The following is a 20,211-nucleotide window of genomic DNA, read 5'->3' on the forward strand; positions in this document are numbered from 1 at the left end:
GATGGCAGCCTTGTGGACACGGAGAACACCAGGGACATGGTGAGCCAATGAGCAATGGAATAGTCGCAAATTCCGCGTTCAATGCGGCGGCAGGATTGACCCTGCTGGCGACAGGATTCATATGCTCGATCTTCACGGCACGGGTTCTTGGGCCGGAAGCCAATGGCATCATTGCCTTTTCCGTCTGGCTAGCCTCAACAGCGGCGCTGGTGGCGGAACTTGGCACCGGTGTGCTTTTATTGCGTCTTCTGCCGCAGTTGAAGGGGCAGGGCTATGGCGAAAGCGACCGTAAAGGTTTCGCTGCCTATCTGCTCTGGCCGGTGGTTGGCTCGACATTGCTGTTGCTGACGTTCTATTTCCTGTTTTTCTGGGTGGCGGAGGCCAGGCATTGGGCAGAAACCGCGCCTGAAGTGCTGGTGGTGACGGCGCTGTTGTTTGCCACGCAGGCCATCGGGATGTTTGCCAAGAATTACCTGATCGGCGAACAGCGGGTGGATATTTTCTTCCGTATGACCTTGACGGCCGGGCTGCTGCAACTGGTCGGTGTCATCGCGGGTACCTTGCTGTTCGGCGTGCCAGGAGCGCTGTTTGGCTATGTTCTGGCCTATATTTCCCAGTTTCTCTTCGCCGCCGCCCTGTTGCGCCACAAGGTGAAAAGCTGCGGCATCGGACTGAGTTACCTGCTCGGATCCTCCTTTGTGCTCTCACTGGAATTCATGGTGGATTCGATCTTCCTGAACCGGATCGAGCTGTTCTTCCTGCAACGCTATCAGGGCATTGAGACCGTCGGCTATTATTCCGTGGCCTTCTCGCTGACCAATCTCGCTTTGCAGGTGCCGATTCAGCTGTCCGGCAGTCTCGTGCCTTATTATGCCGAACATCTGCACCGCGCGCCGGGCGGACGGTTGCCTGTGGCGATGTTTGAAAGCGTGGTGCGAAGCCTGGCCTATTTCACGCTGCCGATGAGCCTGGGCCTGGCGGCGGTGTCGCATCGGCTGGTCACGCTGGTGTTTGGCGATGCCTTTGCCCCAAGCGCGCCGATGCTGACGCTGCTAGCGCTGTCTGTGCCAGTTGCCGTTGCCTGTCAGGTGGCGACACAATATCTGTTTGCCCTCGATAAAATCCGGCAGAGACTGTTTGTCGGGCTGGGCGGTGCGTTTATCATGCTGGTCGGGGATGTTTTGCTTGTGCCATCTTATGGCGGAGAAGGTGCGGCTTTCGTGCGGATCGTGGTGTTTACCGCTATGAGCCTGGCGATGCTGCGCTGGATGCGGTTCGAAGGGTCATTGGCGCCGCTGGGGTTCAGTCTTTTCAAGGTTACTGTAGCCGCTGGCTGTTGTGCGGCAGCGGCTTTGGCGGTGCAGGATGTCGTGCCAGGTGTCGGTGGCCTTGTCCTTGCCATTATCGGTGCCGTCAGCGTCTATTGCCTTGCGCTTCGGCTGTTGCGGGCCGTGCCGGAGGCGGATGTGGCGGTCATGGCAGGGCTGATCGCCCGTTTGCCAAACCGGCTGGCGGGGCCTTTGAATGTGGTTTTGAGGTTGCTGACCGTGACACCCAACCGGAGCTGAGGGGGGCTACGGCATGCTTTGTCCTGACGGTTGGAACAAGGTCTGCTGGTGTCCTTTATATATGCTCAATAATTTTCCCCTTAAATCCATGGAGATTTAAGGAATTATGCAGTAGCCGTTTTTGAGAGAGTGCCGTGGGGCAAGGAAAGGGCAGGTTGATGGAAGCGATAACCGAGCGGGTTGGCCCGGCATCTGGCCAGCGGCTTCAGCCGCACCAGCATGCTGTGGCCCAGCCGGTCAGCTTTGCTGGCACCTTCGGGCTCTATCAGCCGGCGGAGGGTGCCAAACAGGGTGTGGTGCGCAAATGCGCGGTGCTGTTTCTCCAGCCCTGGGGCTTTGAGGAAATGTGTACGCACAAGCTGTTCCGCATCATTGCGGAAGAACTGGCGTGCGAGGGCATCGCCAGTCTGCGCTTCGACTATCCCGGCACGGGCGACGCGCTGGATCCGCCGGACCGCAGTCGTGGCCTGTCGCTCTGGCAGGATACGATACGCTTGGCCCTTGACGTGCTTGCCCAAAAGACTGGTGGCCTGCCGGTGATTTTGCTGGGGCACGGGCTGGGCGCATCGCTTGGCGTGGGCATGGCGGCTGACCTCGAGGGCCTGGCGGGATTTGTCGCCATGGCACCCGTGGCCTCCGGCCGCGCCTATCTGAGGGAATTGCAGTTCTGGGCGCGGGTCATCGATGACGGATTGGGCCTGGCCGAACATTTGCGCCTCAGCGGGATGACGGCCATTGCCGGGCACGTGATGCCGGATGCAAAGGCCTCGGCCTTGAAGAATACCGATTTTTCCGCCGTGCAGCCGCATCGCTCCATCCCGCATCTGTTCGTCAACCGGGCGGATCGGCCCGGCGACGGGCAAATGGCAAAGCAGATTGAAGCGAAAGGCGCCCGCGTCGAGACCATCGACTATCCGGGCTATGATGCCATGGTCGGCAATCCTGCCATGGCCCGAATGCCCATGGTGGCGGCTGAACATGTCATCAGCTGGATCGTTCGCCGGGCGGCAGCGCTTGGCGAGCAGAAGCGTCCGTTGGCTATCGATCCTTCAGCAGTATCCGTACAGGACGAAGATCAGGCGCACCTGGATGGCGGGGATTTTCGCGAGACGGCCCTTCGGTTTGGCCGGGGCAAACGGCTTTACGGTATTTTGTGCGAGCCGACTGGACCCCGCAGTGGCGCAAGCGTTCTGTTGCTCAACACTGCGTATGACCGCAGTGCGGGATGGGGACGCTCGGGTGTCGCCATGGCGCGCAAGCTTGCAGGCGACGGTATTGCCTCCCTCCGCTTCGATGTTGCCAATGTCGGCGATAGCCCGCCGGTGCCGGGCCTGCCGGATCAGGTGCTTTACGCCGAAACCCAATATGACGATGTGGAAGCCGCGCTTGCCGTTCTCGAAGAGCGTTCACTGCTGCCCAGTGTGGTGGCCGGACGGTGCAGTGGCGGTTATCTCGGGTTTTCCTGCATGACCAAGGATCACCGCATTGCCGGAGCCTGCCTGGTCAATCCCTTCGTCTTCTATTGGGATAAGAGACGGCGGGTGGAAGATGGGCTAGCCGTGGTGCCGCGTTCGCTCGATACCTACAAGCATCGGCTGTTTCAGATGCAAACCTTGCGACGTCTCTGGCGGGGGAAGGTGGATGTGAAGAACGCGACCCGCAATTTCGCTCTGGTTGGCGTGCGTCGTGTGTTGAACCGCCTTGGCCTCGCCCAGGTCTTCAGCCGCGATGTCCGGCTGGAACATCGGGCCGTGCGCGTTGCCTTTGCCGCTCTCGCAAAGCGAAAAACGCCGCTGGTGCTGCTCTATAGCGAGCAAGACGTTGGTCTTGACCATTTCTATCAGCATTTCGGCTCGCAGGGCCGCAAGTTGGAACGCTATCCCAATGTCCGCACCGACATTCTGGCGGAGACGGATCATAATTTTTCTCCCGCCGCTGCCCAGCAGCGCTATTTCGAGGAAATCAAGGCGCTGGCACTGGCGGTCCAGGCGTCGAAATTGCCTGCCCAGCAGATCAAAGCCGGTTTATCCGCAGGCAAAGAACCCGTCTCAGAACCGGAAGCGTCGTGAGGCCGAGCCGCTGAGGATTTCGCCACTGGGTTTGTCCTGGTTGGGTTTGTCCGATGTTAGAAGTCTGACCCGTCGGGCAAAACCTGGCGCCAGATGAAAGAAATCGTCAGTGCTGCGGCCGTTTTCCAGGGCGATATGGACGGATTGGGCCAGCCGGTCCGTTTCCAGCATCAGCCACCAGCCATCTTTTTCCTGAGATAATGTGGCACGGATCTCTGCGTCATGCATGGCCTGGGCGCGTCCCTGTGGGAAGTGAAAGGACTGGCTGACGATTTCGCCGCTTGCAGGCTCGCTCAGGGTCGCCACCGTGACGTCATGGGCGGGCGGCCCGAAGCGGAAGGCATAGGTCGTGTCGAAAAACGCTCCGAACAGATCGGTGGCATGCAGTGTTATGCTGCTGCGTGGCGTCAAGGTGACCGCGCGCCTTGCTGCCACGACCGGCTGTTTACCGTCGCGCAGGCAGGTGAGATCCAGGGTCAGAGTCTGTTCCCGCACCGTGTCATTGCAAAGATGCACATCAAGCCCATTGGTGCCTTCGTCGGTCATGGTGATGCGGACGGGGTTGAAGGCGCGCCGCGCTGCGTACCAGACGGGTTTCGGCGTACCGGTCGCATCCACCAGTCCCCAGCCGGGACCGATGGTCAGGTCCTGAAAAGTCCAGATCAGCGCGCCATTGCAGGATGAGCCGGGACGTCGCCATTCCGCATAGGTTTCCTCCAACACCTCTCCGCTGACCGCTCGCGACAGATGCAGGTAACGCGCCGGATTTTCCCGGCGCGGCCTGGCCGGATCGACATCGTAGAGCAGGGCGAGATAATGGTCACGAATATCCTCGAAATCCCAGGAGGCACCCCGGTCTCGCGGCACACGCGCCTTCCAGCGGGGATCATGAACCGCTGACACGGACAAATGCCTGTCCAGCGTCTGTTGCTGGGGGACATGGGCAAAGGCCAGGCATTCGGCGGCAAAGCGGACATGGGCGCGGCGGGCATCCTCAAGCGGGCGGCAATAGGCACCAACGCCGTAATAATGGGTGATGCCGGTATCCGGGCTGAAGGGCATTGCGCCACCCATCGGCGAGTTTTCCACATAGGGCAGATGCGGTGCAAAGCGCGCGCAGAGCTGGGGCAGAAGGCTGGTGAAGACAGGGCCTTTCCAGTTGGTCTCCGGCAGGCCCAGCATGGCGCCCTGCTGATAAACTTCGCTGCCGCCGCACAGGATTGCCAGTGAGGGAGACGCCTGTACAGTGCTTAAAAGTTGCTCCACTTCCCGGCGGATATGGTCGGAAAATGCCTCGTCGGCAGCGGGATAATCGAAATTGGCCAGCATGATATCCTGCCAGACCATGAGCCCCAGCCGGTCGCAGAGCCTGAAGAAATCGGCGCTTTCATAGGTCATGGTGCCGCCGATGCGGATCATGTTCATGCCGGCATCCGCGGCCATGCTCAGCCAGGACGCATAATCCTCGGCGGTGCCGGGCAGGCGGGTTATGTCGGCATTGGTCCAGACGGCACCTCGGCAGAAGATTTTCACGCCATTGACGAAGATCGCGAAATCCTTGCCATCCGCGCCCCGGTCGATCCGGACGCGGCGAAAGCCGGTGAGACCAAGCGAATGCGTCTTTCCATCCAGCGTCAGGCGAATGTCGTGCAGCACCGGCTCGCCATGGGTGCGCGGCCACCAGGGAGCGACGGTGGGAAGACGAAGCTGGCCCGCAACATGGCCGTCGGCATCGGCTTTGAGGGCGAGCGTCTCGCCTGCGCATGTCACGGACATGGTTGATACCGCGCCTATCAATTGGAACGCAAAGTCAAGCAGGCCGGTGCCGTCTTCATCAAGATCGGAGTGCAGCGCGAGGTCGGTTATAGTGCTTGCGCCCGGGCGGATCAGGCTGATTGGCCGATACGGCCCGACCGCATGAATATCAGGGCACCAGCCGGGCATATGGCCAAGGGCGGTTGTGCGCACCAGCCGCAGGCCCTGGTCGCTCATCATCTGCGGGCGCCAGCGGGCTCTTGGCCCGCGTCTTTCCAGATGAGGCCTTAGGGCGCGAAAGCAGATCGACACGTCGTCCGAGCCGGTCAGGATCACATCGACATCATGGGCCTCGAACATGCTATCCGATGACAGGATCAGCCTGTCGTTCAAATATACCTCGGCAATGGTCGCCAAGCCTTCGAAGCGCAGCACGGCCGGGCCCGGTTGTTCGCCGGTCAGGGGGCGGAGATACCATATGTCCTTGCCATGCAGCGGGCTTGGATGATCCGGGTCGAACAGGCCCGCCTTGGTCAGCGCCTGGGCGACGGTGTCTGGAACGGGCGCCTGAAGGCGGGCGCTGGGGCGGTGCAATGCTTTCGGGCTGTCATAGGTGCCTGGCTCGCAGACCAGCAAGGTCCAACCGGCTTCCAGCGGGCGGATGTCGGCATCGAGATAGGTGATCATCGGCACTGCGTCCCTCATAACGGCAAGATGGCGCCTGCATGACCAGATCTGGCCTTATGCCATCTTGTCGGCAAGCCCCGTCATCAGCCTGTCCCATGCGTCAATGGCGGGGTCAAGTGCTGCTTTCAGCGGATCGAATTTCTTGCGGGTGACGGCACGGGCCAGTTGGAACTGAACCGTTTTTGCCAGTTCCGAAATCCGCAATGCTTCGGCAATTTCGTTCGTATAGCGATCGTCTGCGGCGAGCCATTTCAGGTGGCTGGCCAAAAGCTCGAAATTCGCCCCGAATTGCCGCAGCGTGTTGAAGGCATAGGTATGAAAATAACCGAAGGGCCGCTCCGCGATGGCTTCCACCTGGGCCGGAAACACCTCTGCAAATCCTGCAAAGGGATTGCCTTGCGGGCGGCGGGCAAAGTGAAAGGCGAAAAGCCGCTTGGCGACGGCGCGCAGATGCGTCTCATCTGGCCGGGTTTCGGGGAATTTGGCAAATTCGGTATAGGGAAGGAATGGTGCGGTCTCTGGTGCTGCTAATTGCCAAATTCCGTCGAAATCCTCGGCCTCCAGCCGGAAAAATCCGCCGTTGTGGAAATAATCCATTGATCGGCCCGCCAGATCCAGCCGGTTGACGCCGACCGTGGTCTTGCCATGGTGCTGGCGATAGCCGACACCTGCCGTATCTGGCATGAAGTAGCTGTCCATTTCGACAAGGCACAACCGGCCACGGCTGATCTGCTGGGCCACATGCGCCTCAGCCCGGTCGAAAATCGCCAGTTCCGTGACACGAATGCCGTAGAGCGCTTCGAGATCTTCCAGTGGCACCTTGAAGAAGGTGAATTGGTCGCCCTCGAAATCCTGGGTCAGGGTAAAGCCCAGCATGGCCTCCGGTGGCAGGCCCAGCACGCACAGGACCTCGATCCACAGATCGACATAGCAATTGGTTTCCGGCCACATACGCTCGGCTGAGTGCAGCAGATGGGGAGTATAGCGGGCCGGATCGAGCGGCAGGACCGTGGTCATCGTCAGCCCCAGAGTGCGGTGCGCACCGATTGCGGCCAGGCCTTGACGTCCAGCCCGTGGTGATGGAACAGCGCCAGCGCGATCCGCTCCAGACCGAAGCCAACGCAAGCGGTATGGGCAACCGAACCGTCTTCCAGGTTCAAGCCCCATTTGCTGCCGAAAGCATCCTGATGATAGTTGAAGCTCATGCAGGCGGTGGGCTTGGCGACTGAGGTGATCGGGATCAGCAATTCGAATTTCAGGTTCTGGTCGCGCTGGTTATTGGCGAGCATCTTGCCCGCGCGTCCAAAGAACGGATCGTTGGCAATGTCGATTTCGACAGGCAATGCCACCTCTTCCATCATCTTCAGGCCGCGATCCATCCAGGTCTGGCGAAAATCGGTGACATGGCTCTCTGAGCCCATGCAGACATATTCGCGCATGCGAAACAGCTGCTGGCGGGCCGGATCGGTTGAGGGTTCATGGCGGAAACAGTAGGATTGCAAGTCAAATAGTGCGCCGGAGGCGGCAATCGGGCCACGCTTGGCAATGGTCGGATAGAGCGGATAGCAAGCGGCGGGCGTCAACACGATATCTGTCGCTTTCTGGTCCTTCGTCCAGTCATCGTCGGCATCCATGCATTTCAGCAGGCTGACATGATCGAGTTCGTTGCCGCAGAAGCTGTGCACGGTGCCGGCCAGTTGCGGAAAGCTCTTCATATAGCCGCTGGTCTCGAAATAGGCTCGGTTCATGCCTGGCGGAAAGCGCAGAGCTTCGGCGCCATCCGCTCCACCAAACCGGTCGATCAACCGCTCGAAAGCGGCGATAACATCTTCAAACTGGCCGCTGCGGCCATAAAGCCCGTCCACGCCAGTATCGATCAGCAGGCCGGCCTCGAACAGCCGGTCGAGAAAATTGGTTTGACTATCCATTTGCTTACCCCAGCAGACGTGTGTCGAGTTTATGAACCAGCAACATATTGGATGTGTTGCCAAGAATACGGTCATTGGAAATCATCAGCCGGGCCGAATGCGCATCACGCAGGTGGCGGCCAAGGCTGTAGGGCGTGCCATTCTTGTAGCCCATGATGCCGCAGATCAGCATGGCCTGGTTGATGATGTCGATGATCGTCTCGGACGAGGCAATCTTGACATTGTTCATCGTCACCGAAAAGCCGAAGGAAGACAGCTTGTCGCCATCGTATTTTGCCTCTTCATAGGCTTTCAGCGCGGCAACGACATTGGAGCGGACCAACTGCAACAGATTGGCGGCTTGCGCCAGATGCAAGGCACCAGGCGGCATCTGACCCTGGCTCTTGCGGGCGGCGGCACGCACGAAACTCTGCGCTCTCGCCACGGCATCGACAGCGATGCCGTACCAGACGCCGCTCCACAGAATATGGGAGGCGGCCAGCATCGACTGGGCGGCAATGTCGGCGAAAGGCTTCGGCAGGATCTGGACGGCCGGCGCTTCGCCCTTGAACAGGAAGCCATCGGACCGGGTGCCGCGCATGCCGAGCGTGTCCCAGTCCACGGTCTTGTCCAGGCTATATTGGCCCTTGAGAAATACTGTCATCACCTGGTCGGACGGGGCAGCATCCTTATGGGCGCGCGAGGTGATCAGGATCGCATCGGCCTCTGCTCCATAGGAAATCACCGTGGCGTCTTTTTCCAGTCGGCAGGTGTCGCCGTCGATCTCGATGGCGCAGATGGAATTGCGCATATTGCCGCCAATGCCGCCTTCAGTCGTGGCGGAGCCGAGCAGCAATTGTGCATCAGCGACCCGTGCCATGAAGCTGCGCTGCCAGGAATTGTCCTGGGCATGTTCCACGAGGCTGGAACATTTGATGTGATGCATGGCGAAAATCATCGCGCTGGAGGCGCAGGCCTGGCCAAGCGTGGTGCAGATCTCCGCAATTGCGGCAAATCCGGCATTTTCACCGCCAAGCTCCGCGGGGATCTGGATGCCGAGCAGGCGCTCCGCCTTCAATGCATCCACGGTCTCGCGCGGAAACCGGCCCTGGCGATCGACATCCTCGGCATAGTGTGCCGCAATGGCGGCAACGCGCGCCGCGCGGGCAGCAAGATCACCTTGGGGAAGCGATATTTCAAGGGCGTGAGTGGCCGGAACGGTCATCAGGCGACCTTCCGATCCTCCAGGATCTGGCGCACCGTGCGTTCGATGGCCTCGATGCTGGCAAAGGATTTGCGATTGAGCAAGTGGTCGGGAAATTCGATGTCGAAGGCTTCCTCGATACCGAGCATCAGCTGCACGGAAGCAAAGGAAGACAGTCCCAGTGCGTAAAGATCGGCATCTGCCGCGATCTCTGTAACGGCAACCTGTAAGCCACCGACTTTGCCCAGAATAGTCCGAATGGTCTCGTTCATCTCAACCCCTCATAGGAAATCTGTCTGATCAGGAGAATTGGAATAGATCAGAAATCGTAATATTAGGCTAATATGAATATTTCAATTCTTTTGACCCTGTCTGAAATTCTAACAGGATCGTTGAGATTTCAAATCTTTAAGGTTGCATCTTCTCGGCTTTTTTTGGGATTATCTCATTTTTTAAAAAGTTGTATTTTTATAGTATAAATACCTTTAGTTGCATATGTGATTTCTACCGATCACGATAAATGTGGTGATGTCCATGGAAGTCCGTGACCAGATAATGATCGCCTTCCTTGCTGATCTGGCTCGCATCGATCGGCGCCTTGCCGTGGCCGCCGGGAATATCCAGCACGTAAGTTGGCTGACAGAGACCGGACAGATGCCCGTGCAGGGCTGAGACGATGGCTTGGCCTTCTGCTATGCTGAGACGAAAATGGCCGGTGCCGGGCGCCAGATCCGGGTGATGCAGGTAATAAGGCCGGATACGCATGTCGACAAAACTGCGCATCAGGTCTGCCAGCACGCCAGCATCGTCATTGACACCCTTCAGCAGCACCGTTTGACTTAAAAGCGCAAAACCGGCTTGCAGAAGCTTTGCGCTCGCCGCCCTGGCTTGTGGCGTCAGCTCGCGCGGATGGTTGGCGTGAATGGCGATATAGGTGGTCTTGCCGCTTGCCTGCAAGGCGTCGATCAGATCCTTGTCGATACGGGCCGGATCGGCGACAGGAACACGGCTGTGAAACCGGATGATCCGGACATGATCGATGGTGCCCAATTGCTGCAAGATCGACCGCAGCCGGCGTGGCGACAGAACCAGCGGATCGCCGCCGGTAAAGATCACTTCCCAAATATCCTTGTGGTCACGGATATAGGTTATGGCCGCGTCCAGCGCCGGGCCAGAGAGCAGACCATCACCGTCCGGCCCGACCATTTCACGGCGAAAGCAGAAACGGCAATAGACCGGGCAGCTATGCACCACCTTCAACAGAACCCGGTCGGGATAGCGATGCACAATGCCCTCCACCGGGCTATGGGCATGGTCACCGATCGGATCGGCCCGCTCCACGGGTTGATGCACCAATTCGCCAGCCTGCGGCACGAATTGCGCGGCAATCGGGTCTGTGGGGTCGTTTGGGTCGATCAGCGCCAGCATGGCCGGAGTAATGGCAATGGCGTAGCGGGCAGCCACCGCGTCCAATTCCGGACCCGTTTCGGCAGCAACAAGTCCGGTCTCGACCAGTTCCCTGACAGTTTTCACTGTTTTGACGGACGCGGTCACGGCTGTGGCTCCGCCACCGGCGTCCACAACACTTGATCGATTCGCTGTGCACCGGTCGCCAGCAGCACCAGCCGGTCGAAACCGAGCGCAATGCCAGAGGCTTCGGGCATGATGGCCAGCGCCTCCAGAAAATCCTCGTCCAGCGGATAGGTCTCGCCATAGACCCGCTGCTTTTCCGCCATTTCCAGCATGAAGCGACGGCGTTGCTCCTGCGGATCGGTCAGTTCGCCAAAGGCATTGGCCAGCTCGACACCGCAGGCATAAAGTTCAAACCGTTCGGCGACGCGCGAATCGTCGGTCGCAGGCCGGGCAAGGGCGGCTTCCGCCACGGGATAGCGATCGAGAATGGTGGGTCGGTCAAAGCCCAGATGCGGTTCGACTTTTTCAACGATCACCCGGCTGAATAGATCGGCCCAGCCATCATCTCCGGCGACGCGCATGCCCACCTGCCGTAGCTGTGCGGCCAGATGGTCGCGGTCGGTTTCGCCACCGGCAAACACGCTGCCCAGAAGATCGATGCCCGCATGGCGCTCGAAAGCGTCCGCAACGCTAAGCCGCTCAAACGGTGCAAAGGGATCGCAAACGCCGCCGCGGAAGGTAAATTGCCGAGTTCCGGTGGTTTCGGCGGCAAGGGCCAGGATGGCGGCGCAATCGGCCATCAGTCGCTCATAGGTTTCCCCGGCGCGATACCATTCCAGCATGGTAAATTCCGGGTGGTGCAGGGGGCCGCGCTCCCGGTTGCGGTAGACATGGGCAAAGCAGGCAATGCGAGATTCGCCGGCGGCCAGCAGTTTCTTGCAGGCAAATTCCGGTGATGTATGCAGGTAAAGAGGATGCGATTGGCCATCATTGCCAATAGCGCTTGTTGCGAAGGCGTGCAGATGCGCCTCATTGCCGGGCGACACTTGCAAGGTTGCCGCGTCGACCTCCAGGAAGTCGTTACGGCTGAAATAGAGCCGCAGGGCGGCCTGGATGGCATTGCGGCCAAGCAGGAAGGGGCGGCGGTCGGCATGGACCCGCGGTGTCCACCAAGGGGAGGCGGAGGGGCGCTTTTCGCTCATTCCAGTCATTGCACTCTTAATCTTTCGTCATTGGCCGGCAATTCGGCTGCAACACGGGCTGGCTATTTCGGCAAATTTGGGTTAGGTGCGCCCCATGCAACGTCACAGCATGTCAAAGGGGCGCCGGGTCGTCCTTTACGATGTGTGTTTGAGAGATACAAGGAATTCCGAATGGTCAAGGTCATCGCCTCTTCGGTCCGCAAGGGCAATGTTCTCGAAGTCGACGGCAAGCTCTATGTCGTGCTTACCGCGCAAAACTTCCATCCCGGCAAAGGCACGCCGGTGACCCAGATCGACATGCGCCGCATCGTTGACGGTGTGAAAGTGTCGGAACGCTGGCGCACGACCGAGCAGGTGGAGCGCGCTTTCGTTGAAGACGTCAACCACCAGTTCCTCTACGAGGATGGTGAAGGCTTCCACTTCATGAACCCGGAAAACTACGACCAGATCGTCGTAGATGTCGAGACCATGGGTGACCAGAAGGCCTATCTCCAGGAAGGCATGACCTGCGTTATCTCGATGTATGAAGGTGTTGCGCTGGCGCTTGACCTGCCACGCCACGTGACCCTGGAAATCATGGAGACCGAACCGGTCGTCAAAGGCCAGACGGCGTCTTCGTCCTATAAGCCTGCGATGCTTTCCAACGGCATCCGCACCCTCGTACCGCCGCATATCAATGCCGGAACCCGCGTGGTGATTGCCACTGAAGACAATTCCTATGTTGAGCGTGCCAAGGACTGATGTCCGGCGCTCCGGCCGTTCGAACTGTCGTTTCTGGCTGATGTTTGATTAAGGAAAAGCCCGGTTCGTTTTCGCGAGCCGGGCTTTTTGCTGTTATGCGGGAACTTTAAAGACGCTTGGATTCAGTGCTGCCAGCAATACGCAATGCAAACAAAGTGACCATCAATAAAAAACGCCCGGCGATCAGGATCGCCGGGCGTTTGCATAAAAAGTCTGGTGTTTACTTGGCTTTGGCAAGCGCTGGCGGGATATCCGCAGGCTTGACATTGGCTTCAATAGCCTGGGCCTTGCCATTGAAATTATAACCACCGCCAATGGCCACATTCAGTGTCACATAGTCATTGGCCATTTGCTGGATCGACTCGGCAAGGCTGGCCTGAGCGGTGGTCAACTCACGCTGCGCATCCAGGACATCGAGCAGGGACGACGCGCCGTCCTTATAGGATGCGGTCGAAAGTTCGAGCGCTTCCTTATAGGACTTTACATAGGCGCGATTGGCTGCAACGGCGCGAGCATCGCGGTTATAGGCAGCAAGCGCGCTTTCAACGTCTTCGACGCCGTTCAGCACAGTCTGCTTCCAGGCTAGGTATTTTTCACGAGCGACCGACTGGGCGTTCTTAACATTGGCACGCAGCGTACCACCATCGAAAATCGGCAGGTTGAGCGACGGGCCGAATGACCAGGTATTGGCTGTGCCATGAGTGTTCGAATGAACATAGGACGGCGAAATCGAGCCGCTGAGCGTGATCGAAGGCAGCAACTGCGCCTGTGCATTGCCGATGTCGTAAACGGCGGCGGCCAGATCGCGTTCGGCCTTGCGAATGTCAGGACGGTTGCGGATCAGATCAGCCGGAATTCCCGACAGAACCACACGACGGGCAACCGGCTGAGGAGCATGCTTCTTCAGATCGTTGATGAGCGTCGAGGCCGGAAGGCCAAGAAGCGTCGAGATGTGATAGGCATTGCTATAGAAATTGGCTTCGAAACCGGGAATATCCGCCAGCTGCGAGTTGACCAGACCTTCGGACTGCACGACATCAAGGCGCGAAGCTGCACCGGCCTCAAGCTGCAGCTTGGTCAGCGCAAGGGTTTCGCGGCGAGATTTGACGGCTTCGTTGGCGATTGCGATTCGAGCCTGATAGTAGCGGGCATCGATATAGGCTGTTGCCAGATCGGAAAGATAGGTCAGGCGAGAGGTATCGACGCTGGCATAGGCGGCATCAAGCGATGCAGTAGCGCTCTGCTTGGCGCGGCGATATTGACCCCAGAGATCGAGAAGCCAGGACGCGGAAAGCTCGCCTTTGGATTCCCAGGCCCGAGGCTGAGAATTATAGCCGCCATTGGTCTGGCTGCCGCTTTCGCTTGCCGTACCTGTCAGGCTAGGCAGGCCGCCGGCAGATGAGGTGACGACGGTCGCGCGCGCCTGCTCGATCCGCTCCAGTGCCTGCAGAACATCGAGATTCTGGTTGACGCCCTGGTTGATCAGCGTGTTGAGGCGCGCATCGTTGAACGCCGTCCACCACTGAACTGTGGTCGTGTCTTGCGCAGACTTCGTGCCGCCCTCAGTAAACTTGGCAGGAAGTGCGGTTTGTGGCGGGCTGTGCTCGGGCCCCATCACGCAACCTGACAGAAGCAGCATTGCAAAGGGCGCAGCTAAGCGTACGGAGACCATCTATTCTATCCCTGTTTCAATCCGAAGGCGCGCCGAGCAAGCAATGGGCCGCGACCGCCACAATCTCGAAAATGCCGCGCTTTTATTGGGCGCGGCAACTGTTTCTTAACCTATCGTTTCTGCTCAGCTTGTAACAGCTCTTCTTTGGCTTTTGCACGGTTTGAAGCACGTCTGACAATGACAAAAAAGGATGGAACAAAGAAAATTCCGAGCAGTGTTGCAGAAAGCATACCACCGAGTACGCCGATGCCGATTGCATTCTGCGCTGCAGAGCCCGCGCCAGTGGCAATTGCCAGCGGAACGACACCAAGAATGAAGGCGAGTGATGTCATGATGATCGGCCGAAGACGGAGTCTTGCCGCCTCCAGGGTCGCATCCATCAGGCTCAATCCGTGTTCCTGCCTCTCCTTGGCGAACTCGACAATCAGAATGGCGTTCTTTGCCGCCAGACCGATTGTGGTGAGCAGCCCGACCTTGAAGTAGACGTCGTTGTCCTGCCCCATCAAAGTTGCTGCCGCAACGGCGCCAAGAACACCGATCGGCACGGCCATGATCACCGAGAAGGGGATCGACCAGCTTTCGTAGAGTGCCGACAGGCATAGGAAGACGATCAACACCGACAAGGCGTAGAGCAAGGGCGCCTGCGAGCCTGACAGTCTTTCCTGATAGGAGATGCCCTGCCAAGCGACGGTGTAGCCGCCTTCCATCTTGGAAACCAGACGTTCTACTTCATTCATTGCGTCGCCAGAGCTCACGCCGGGTGCCGCAGAACCGTCGAGCGAGAAGGCGGTGACAGCGTTGAAAGCCGAAATCGAAGGAAGCCCGTTGACCCATTTTGCGTCCGTGAACGATGAGAAGGGGACCATCTCATTGCTCGAATTGCGGGCATCCCAATATTTTATGTCCTCGGCCTGCATGCGGTAGGGTGCATCGGCCTGGACATAGACCTTCTTGATCTTGTTGTTCAGCGTGAAGTCATTGACATTGGTGCCGGCGAAAATGGTCGTCAGCATTGAGTTGGCGTCGGAAATCGTCACGCCCATGGCGCTCAGTTTTTCCTGGTCGAGAATAAGCTTGACCTGACTTTCCTCATCGCGGTCGTTCGGACGCATGGCGGTGATAACGCCGCTGCTATTGGCCTGAGCCAGCAGTTGTTTCGCAGCGATCGACAGTGCTTCCGAGCCGTGGTTCCCGTTATCGACGAGATACAAGGAAAAACCGCTGGAATTGCCCATGCCCTGAATGGCCGGTGGCAGAATCGGAAAGACCTGCGCTTCACGAATGGTCATGAAATAACCCATCGCTCGCTGGACGATGGCACTTGCGGCCATATCCGGCTTCTTGCGCAGGTCGAAATCCTTCAGCTTGGCGAAAACCAGGCCATAGTTCTGGCCGCTCCCGTTGAAGCTGAAACCATTGACGGCGAAAACCGAATCGACAACGCTGCTTTCCTTGTCGAGCAGGTAATCTTCAACTTTTTTCATCACTTCGCCGGTCTGCGCCGAGGTCGAGCCATTTGGAAGCTGGACGATCGTCATCAGCACGCCCTGGTCTTCCTGCGGAAGGAAGGAGGAGGGCAGGCGCAGGAACAGCCAGGCGCAACCGCCGACCAGTACCGCGAATATCAACAGAAGCCGGAGCGGGCGCCTCAGCAGATGACCAATGGACCAGACATAGCCATTGGTCGTGCGGTCGAAATTGCGATTGAACCACGCGGCTGGACCGGTCGTCTTCCTATGACTCTTGTCTATCGGTTTCAGTATCGTCGCGCAAAGCGCAGGTGTCAGGACCAGTGCGACAACTGCTGAAAGCAGCATCGCCGAAATGATGGTGACCGAAAACTGACGATAGATAATGCCGGTCGAGCCACCGAAAAACGCCATGGGAACGAACACGGCCGTCAGCACCAGGGCGATGCCGACGATGGCGCCAGTGATTTCACCCATGGATTTCTGGGTCGCCTCCAGGGGGGGCAGGCCCTCTTCGGTCATGATGCGTTCGACATTTTCCACCACGACGATGGCATCATCGACGAGAAGGCCGATGGCAAGCACCATGGCGAACATGGTCAGTGTGTTGATCGAATATCCCGTCAGCGCTAGAATGCCAAACGTACCAAGCAAAACGACGGGCACGGCGATCATCGGAATGAATGTCGCCCGCAGGTTCTGTAGGAAGATCAACAAGACAAAGAAGACGAGGACGATGGCTTCAATCAGCGTATGAACGACCTTTTCGATCGAAAGTGATACGAAAGGCGTTGTGTCGTAAGGATAGATGATGCTGACGTTCTGAGGCAATGCCGGAGCGATCTGCGCCAGCTTGGCCTTCACACGCGACGCCGTATCGAGAGCATTCGCTCCCGTTGCAAGATTAACCGCGAAGCCGGATGCCGCCTGACGGTTCGACCGCGAGGTGGATGTATAGCTCTCTTGGCCGATTTCAACACGGGCCACGTCGCTCAAACGGACATTGGCACCGCTGGTATCGACTTTCAGAATGATCCGCTCAAAGTCCGACACCGTGGTCAGCTGGCTTTGGGCTGTCATCGTGACGTTGATCTGCTGTCCCTCGACAGCGGGAAGACCGCCAACCGAGCCAACCGAAATCTGGGTATTCTGTGCTTCAATGGCTGAGGTGACATCCGCAGGTGTCAGCTGAAACTTGCGCAATTTGAACGGATCAAGCCAGATGCGCATGGCAAAAGCGGAGCCGAAGGCATTGATATTGCCGACACCTTCAAGGCGTTTCACCTGGTCTTCAATCTGGGCGGAAAAAATATCGCCGAGGTCCGCCGATGTGCGCTTGCCATCCGTGGACACAAGGGCACCGACCAACAGAATACTGGAAGTCGATTTCGTCACTTCGATGCCGAGATTCTGCACCACGGACGGTAATTGCGATTCCACCAGTTGCAGCTTGTTCTGGACTTGGACCTGAGCCATGTCCGGATCGATGCTGTTGTCGAAGGTCAACGTGATGGATGACGATCCAGACGTCGAAGAAGAGGTCATATATGTCAGGCCATCCAGCCCCGTCATTCCGTCTTCAATGATCTGAGTAACGGTCTTCTTGACGGTATCGGCGCTGGCACCTGTATAAGTGGCGCTGATTTTTACGGATGGTGGTGCGATTTCCGGGTATTGCGAAATCGACAGGCTGGTGATAGCCAACCCGCCGCCAAGCATGATCACGATCGCGATCACCCAGGCGAAAATCGGTCGCCGTATGAAGAATTTTGACATGAGTTAATTCCTGATCACGATGTTGCAGGAGATGTCCTTTGACATCATGATTTCGGTGCTTCCGTTGCAGTCTTGCCTGCTGCTGGCGCAATAACAAAGCCCTTAGAGTCGATCTCCGATGGGACCGGCTTGACCGTGGCGTTGTCGGTGATCGACTGGAAGCCATCGAGGATCAACTGGTCGCCTTCCTTGATGCCGTCATTGACCAGCCAGTTGTTGCCAGACAGCTTGCTGCTGCGGAATGTCCGGGTCTCAACTTTGTTGTCTGCGTTTACGAATTTGGCGGTCAGGTCGCCATTGGCATTGCGGCTGGCGGCGCGTTGAGGAATGAGATAACCGTCTTCTTCGCCAACGGTGATCGTAGCGCGGACATACATGCCGGGCAGGATGAGATTGTCAGGATTATCGAACAATGCACGAATGGTCACCGTTCCGGTTGAGGTGCTGACCGCCATTTCGGACATGTCGATCTTGCCGACATGCGGATATTCAGTTCCATCCTCCATCGTCAGCCGGATATCGGTCGTCTCGGCATCCGCCTTGTTGCCGTTGCGCTTGAGATTGCTGGCGGCGATGGCGGCGCGCAGGCGCAGAAGATTAACGCTGGATTCGTTCAGGGAGATATAGATCGGATCGATCTGCCGCAGAGTCATCAACGATTCTGTCTGGCTGGCCGTGACCACGTTGCCGATCGAATAATTGGTTGCCGATGTGACACCATCGAAAGGCGCCTTTACGGATGTCAGATCCAGATTGATCTGCGCGGTTTGAAGAGAAGCGCGCGATTCAGACACGGATGCCTTTGCCTGGAGCAGCGTCGTTTGGGCATCTTCATATTCTTTTTGCGATGCACCGGTATTGGCCAGACGCTCATAGCGCTGAAGATTTGCCTGGGCAGCTGGTACGCTCGCCTCAGACTTTTCCAAGGTCGCCTTGGCTTCATCCAATGAAGCCCTATAGGTATCCTCGTCGATCTTATAGAGCAGATCGCCAGCCTTGACGAAGCTGCCTTCCTTGAAGGCTATTTCCTTGATCACGCCGCCGACCCGCGGACGAATGTCAGCGGATTGGAAAGCTTCTGCACGGCCCGACAATATGGTCGTCAGCGGTGCGGTGGATTTTTTAATCGCGAGAACGCTGACTGGGCTTGGCGGTCTTTCACCGCCGGGACCCCCTGGCCCTCCCGGGCCGCCGGCTTGCTTTTTCCCGTCATCGCTGCATCCGCTCAGCGCAATCGCCGCCACGAGAATAATGGATGACAGGGTGAGATGTCTGGCCATGCGCAGATCCTAATTTCCGAGATAGTCTTGTTCTGACAGTTTCAGTAAAAGAAAATGATCACAAGACAATAACATTCCGTAACCGCTCTATCGGCCGATGTTTTTTGCGCGATGGCATCAAGGACACGGCTTGCCTACAAACGGCGTATCTCGTGACGTAAATTAACAACCGTCACTTTGCAAGTGGATTTTGCAGTGCGGTAGTCACCAGGCCAATCAGATCCCGGCAACGAATATGGAGAATCTCGGGCTTTTCCCGCGTGATTGAAAGTGGATGGATAACCCCTTCCAAAGCGGTGGCAATGACGGATGCAGTATGATGCGGATCGGTGACGAAAAAGTCGCCCGTCGCCACGCCTTCAAGGACGATGGTTTCGAAAATCGCGCAAATCTTTTCCCTGTAGAGATCGGCGGCGGTGAGTTCCAGATCGGTGGTCAGCACGATCATTTTGAACAGGTGCGGATTGTCGCAAACGTCCTGCAGCAGTTTGGTCAGGAGCTGCTCGGCCATCTGCAGCAACTTCATCTGAGGTGAAGGAAGCAGTTCCAGGTCAGCGAGCCCGGCCATTAGTTTTTCGAGATGGGCTGTCGCGATCGCATCGACCAGCGCGGTTTTGGAATGAAAATGCTTGAATACATTGGCCGGAGACATTTCCAGCTCTGCTGCGATATCCGCCATCGCCACCTGTTGGTACCCGCGCTGGCGAAACAGCTCCTCCGCCGCCCGCAGGATTTCCTGGCGCGTTTCGGCCGCCGGACGACGTGACCTGCGGGGGCGGCATGGTTCCCGCTTGCCAGCGCTTCGTCCGGTGGGCTTGCCTGTGGTTTTTGGCGCTGTCATGATCGTTAGCGCCGGTCGAGATAGGAGAAGAGATTTGCTTTCACGCGATCAAAGGGCGTTTCACCGGAATCATCAGCCTGGAACGTCAATCCTGTAATGGCCTCATAGGCCTGGATATACACTTTAGAGGTTGCCTCGACCAAGTCCTGTGGAATTTCTGGAATGTCGTCCTTATACGGATCGCATCGTTCCGCCACCCATGACCGTACGAAGTCCTTGTCGAAGCTTGCCGGCCGGGTTCCCTGGGCGAAGGCCTGTTCATAAGTCTCAGCAATCCAGTAACGGCTACTGTCTGGCGTGTGAATTTCATCAGCCAGAAGGATGTTACCGGCCTCGTCTGTGCCGAATTCATATTTGGTATCGACGAGAATAAGGCCGCGCTCGGCCGCCTTCTGTTGGCCGCGAGCGAAAAGAGCCAGCGCGTATTGGGAAAGCTGCTGCCATTGATCAGGCGTCAACAGGCCGTTATCGATAATTTCTGCGGGTGTGAGCGGTGCATCGTGACCACCGTCGAATTCCTTGCTGGTCGGTGTGATGATCGCCTGCGGCAGTTTCTGATTGTCACGCATGCCGTCCGGCAATGTCATGCCATACATCGTTCGCTGCCCCTTCTTATAAAGCGTCAGG

The 20,211-nt window shown here is 57.9% G+C and carries 15 protein-coding genes (1 of these 15 only partly in view); 3 read left to right on the forward strand and 12 right to left on the reverse strand.

From position 1 onward, the window contains the following. The first annotated feature begins 47 nt into the window (after positions 1-47). Positions 48-1,568, forward strand: a complete 1,521-nt coding sequence (locus AVI_RS21670; RefSeq protein ID WP_012654276.1) for a lipopolysaccharide biosynthesis protein — start codon at positions 48-50, stop codon at positions 1,566-1,568. A gap of 158 nt (positions 1,569-1,726) precedes the next feature. Beyond that, positions 1,727-3,637: an alpha/beta fold hydrolase gene (locus AVI_RS21675; RefSeq protein WP_012654277.1), complete on the forward strand. Its 1,911-nt coding sequence runs from the start codon at positions 1,727-1,729 to the stop codon at positions 3,635-3,637. On the opposite strand, the gene AVI_RS21680 is transcribed toward AVI_RS21675, so the two are convergent. From AVI_RS21680 to epmA, 7 genes are all read right to left on the reverse strand, one after another. Then, a complete protein-coding gene (locus AVI_RS21680) occupies positions 3,617-6,079 on the reverse strand; it encodes a glycosyl hydrolase 2 galactose-binding domain-containing protein (protein WP_012654278.1) in 2,463 nt (820 codons plus the stop codon). The two genes, AVI_RS21675 and AVI_RS21680, sit on opposite strands and share 21 nt — an antisense overlap. Positions 6,080-6,133: 54 nt before the next feature. Next, positions 6,134-7,096 (reverse strand): DUF1839 family protein, encoded by a 963-nt coding sequence (locus AVI_RS21685; protein WP_012654279.1) that lies wholly within the window; start codon positions 7,094-7,096, stop codon positions 6,134-6,136. 2 nt (positions 7,097-7,098) lie between these two features. Then, a complete protein-coding gene (locus tag AVI_RS21690; RefSeq protein ID WP_012654280.1) occupies positions 7,099-8,007 on the reverse strand; it encodes an amino acid--[acyl-carrier-protein] ligase in 909 nt (302 codons plus the stop codon). 4 nt (positions 8,008-8,011) lie between these two features. Then, a complete protein-coding gene (locus AVI_RS21695) occupies positions 8,012-9,211 on the reverse strand; it encodes an acyl-CoA dehydrogenase family protein (protein WP_012654281.1) in 1,200 nt (399 codons plus the stop codon). Continuing rightward, positions 9,211-9,462: an acyl carrier protein gene (locus tag AVI_RS21700; protein ID WP_012654282.1), complete on the reverse strand. Its 252-nt coding sequence runs from the start codon at positions 9,460-9,462 to the stop codon at positions 9,211-9,213. Before AVI_RS21700 ends, AVI_RS21695 begins: the two co-directional genes overlap by 1 nt. A 232-nt stretch (positions 9,463-9,694) precedes the next feature. Further along, positions 9,695-10,744: a lysine-2,3-aminomutase-like protein gene (locus AVI_RS21705; RefSeq protein ID WP_012654283.1), complete on the reverse strand. Its 1,050-nt coding sequence runs from the start codon at positions 10,742-10,744 to the stop codon at positions 9,695-9,697. Further along, on the reverse strand, positions 10,741-11,814 hold the full coding sequence (gene epmA / locus AVI_RS21710) for an EF-P lysine aminoacylase EpmA (protein WP_012654284.1): 1,074 nt from the start codon (positions 11,812-11,814) through the stop codon (positions 10,741-10,743). Before epmA ends, AVI_RS21705 begins: the two co-directional genes overlap by 4 nt. A gap of 162 nt (positions 11,815-11,976) precedes the next feature. Here epmA and efp point away from each other — a divergent pair, with 162 nt between their 5' ends. Further along, positions 11,977-12,546, forward strand: a complete 570-nt coding sequence (gene efp / locus AVI_RS21715) for an elongation factor P (RefSeq protein ID WP_012654285.1) — start codon at positions 11,977-11,979, stop codon at positions 12,544-12,546. 220 nt (positions 12,547-12,766) lie between these two features. Here the strand turns inward: efp and AVI_RS21720 are convergent, their stop codons facing one another. From AVI_RS21720 to AVI_RS21740, 5 genes are all read right to left on the reverse strand, one after another. After that, a complete protein-coding gene (locus tag AVI_RS21720) occupies positions 12,767-14,218 on the reverse strand; it encodes an efflux transporter outer membrane subunit (protein ID WP_012654286.1) in 1,452 nt (483 codons plus the stop codon). Between the two features lie 110 nt (positions 14,219-14,328). Next, positions 14,329-17,463 carry an efflux RND transporter permease subunit gene (locus AVI_RS21725; RefSeq protein WP_012654287.1) on the reverse strand — a complete coding sequence of 1,045 codons (3,135 nt, stop codon included), beginning with the start codon at positions 17,461-17,463 and terminating at the stop codon, positions 14,329-14,331. Between the two features lie 44 nt (positions 17,464-17,507). Beyond that, the gene (locus AVI_RS21730) at positions 17,508-18,743 is read right to left on the reverse strand and encodes an efflux RND transporter periplasmic adaptor subunit (RefSeq protein WP_012654288.1); all 1,236 of its coding nucleotides are present in this window, start codon (positions 18,741-18,743) and stop codon (positions 17,508-17,510) included. 172 nt (positions 18,744-18,915) lie between these two features. Further along, positions 18,916-19,584 carry a TetR/AcrR family transcriptional regulator gene (locus AVI_RS21735; RefSeq protein ID WP_012654289.1) on the reverse strand — a complete coding sequence of 223 codons (669 nt, stop codon included), beginning with the start codon at positions 19,582-19,584 and terminating at the stop codon, positions 18,916-18,918. A 5-nt stretch (positions 19,585-19,589) separates the two neighbouring features. After that, on the reverse strand, positions 19,590-20,211 hold the 3' portion of the coding sequence (locus AVI_RS21740; protein WP_012654290.1) for a phosphoribosylaminoimidazolesuccinocarboxamide synthase. The gene runs 329 nt beyond the window's last position; only the last 622 of its 951 coding nucleotides appear in the window; its start codon lies off the right edge, out of view; its stop codon occupies positions 19,590-19,592.

It is taken from the genome of Allorhizobium ampelinum S4 (assembly GCF_000016285.1).
Taxonomy (GTDB): domain Bacteria; phylum Pseudomonadota; class Alphaproteobacteria; order Rhizobiales; family Rhizobiaceae; genus Allorhizobium; species Allorhizobium ampelinum.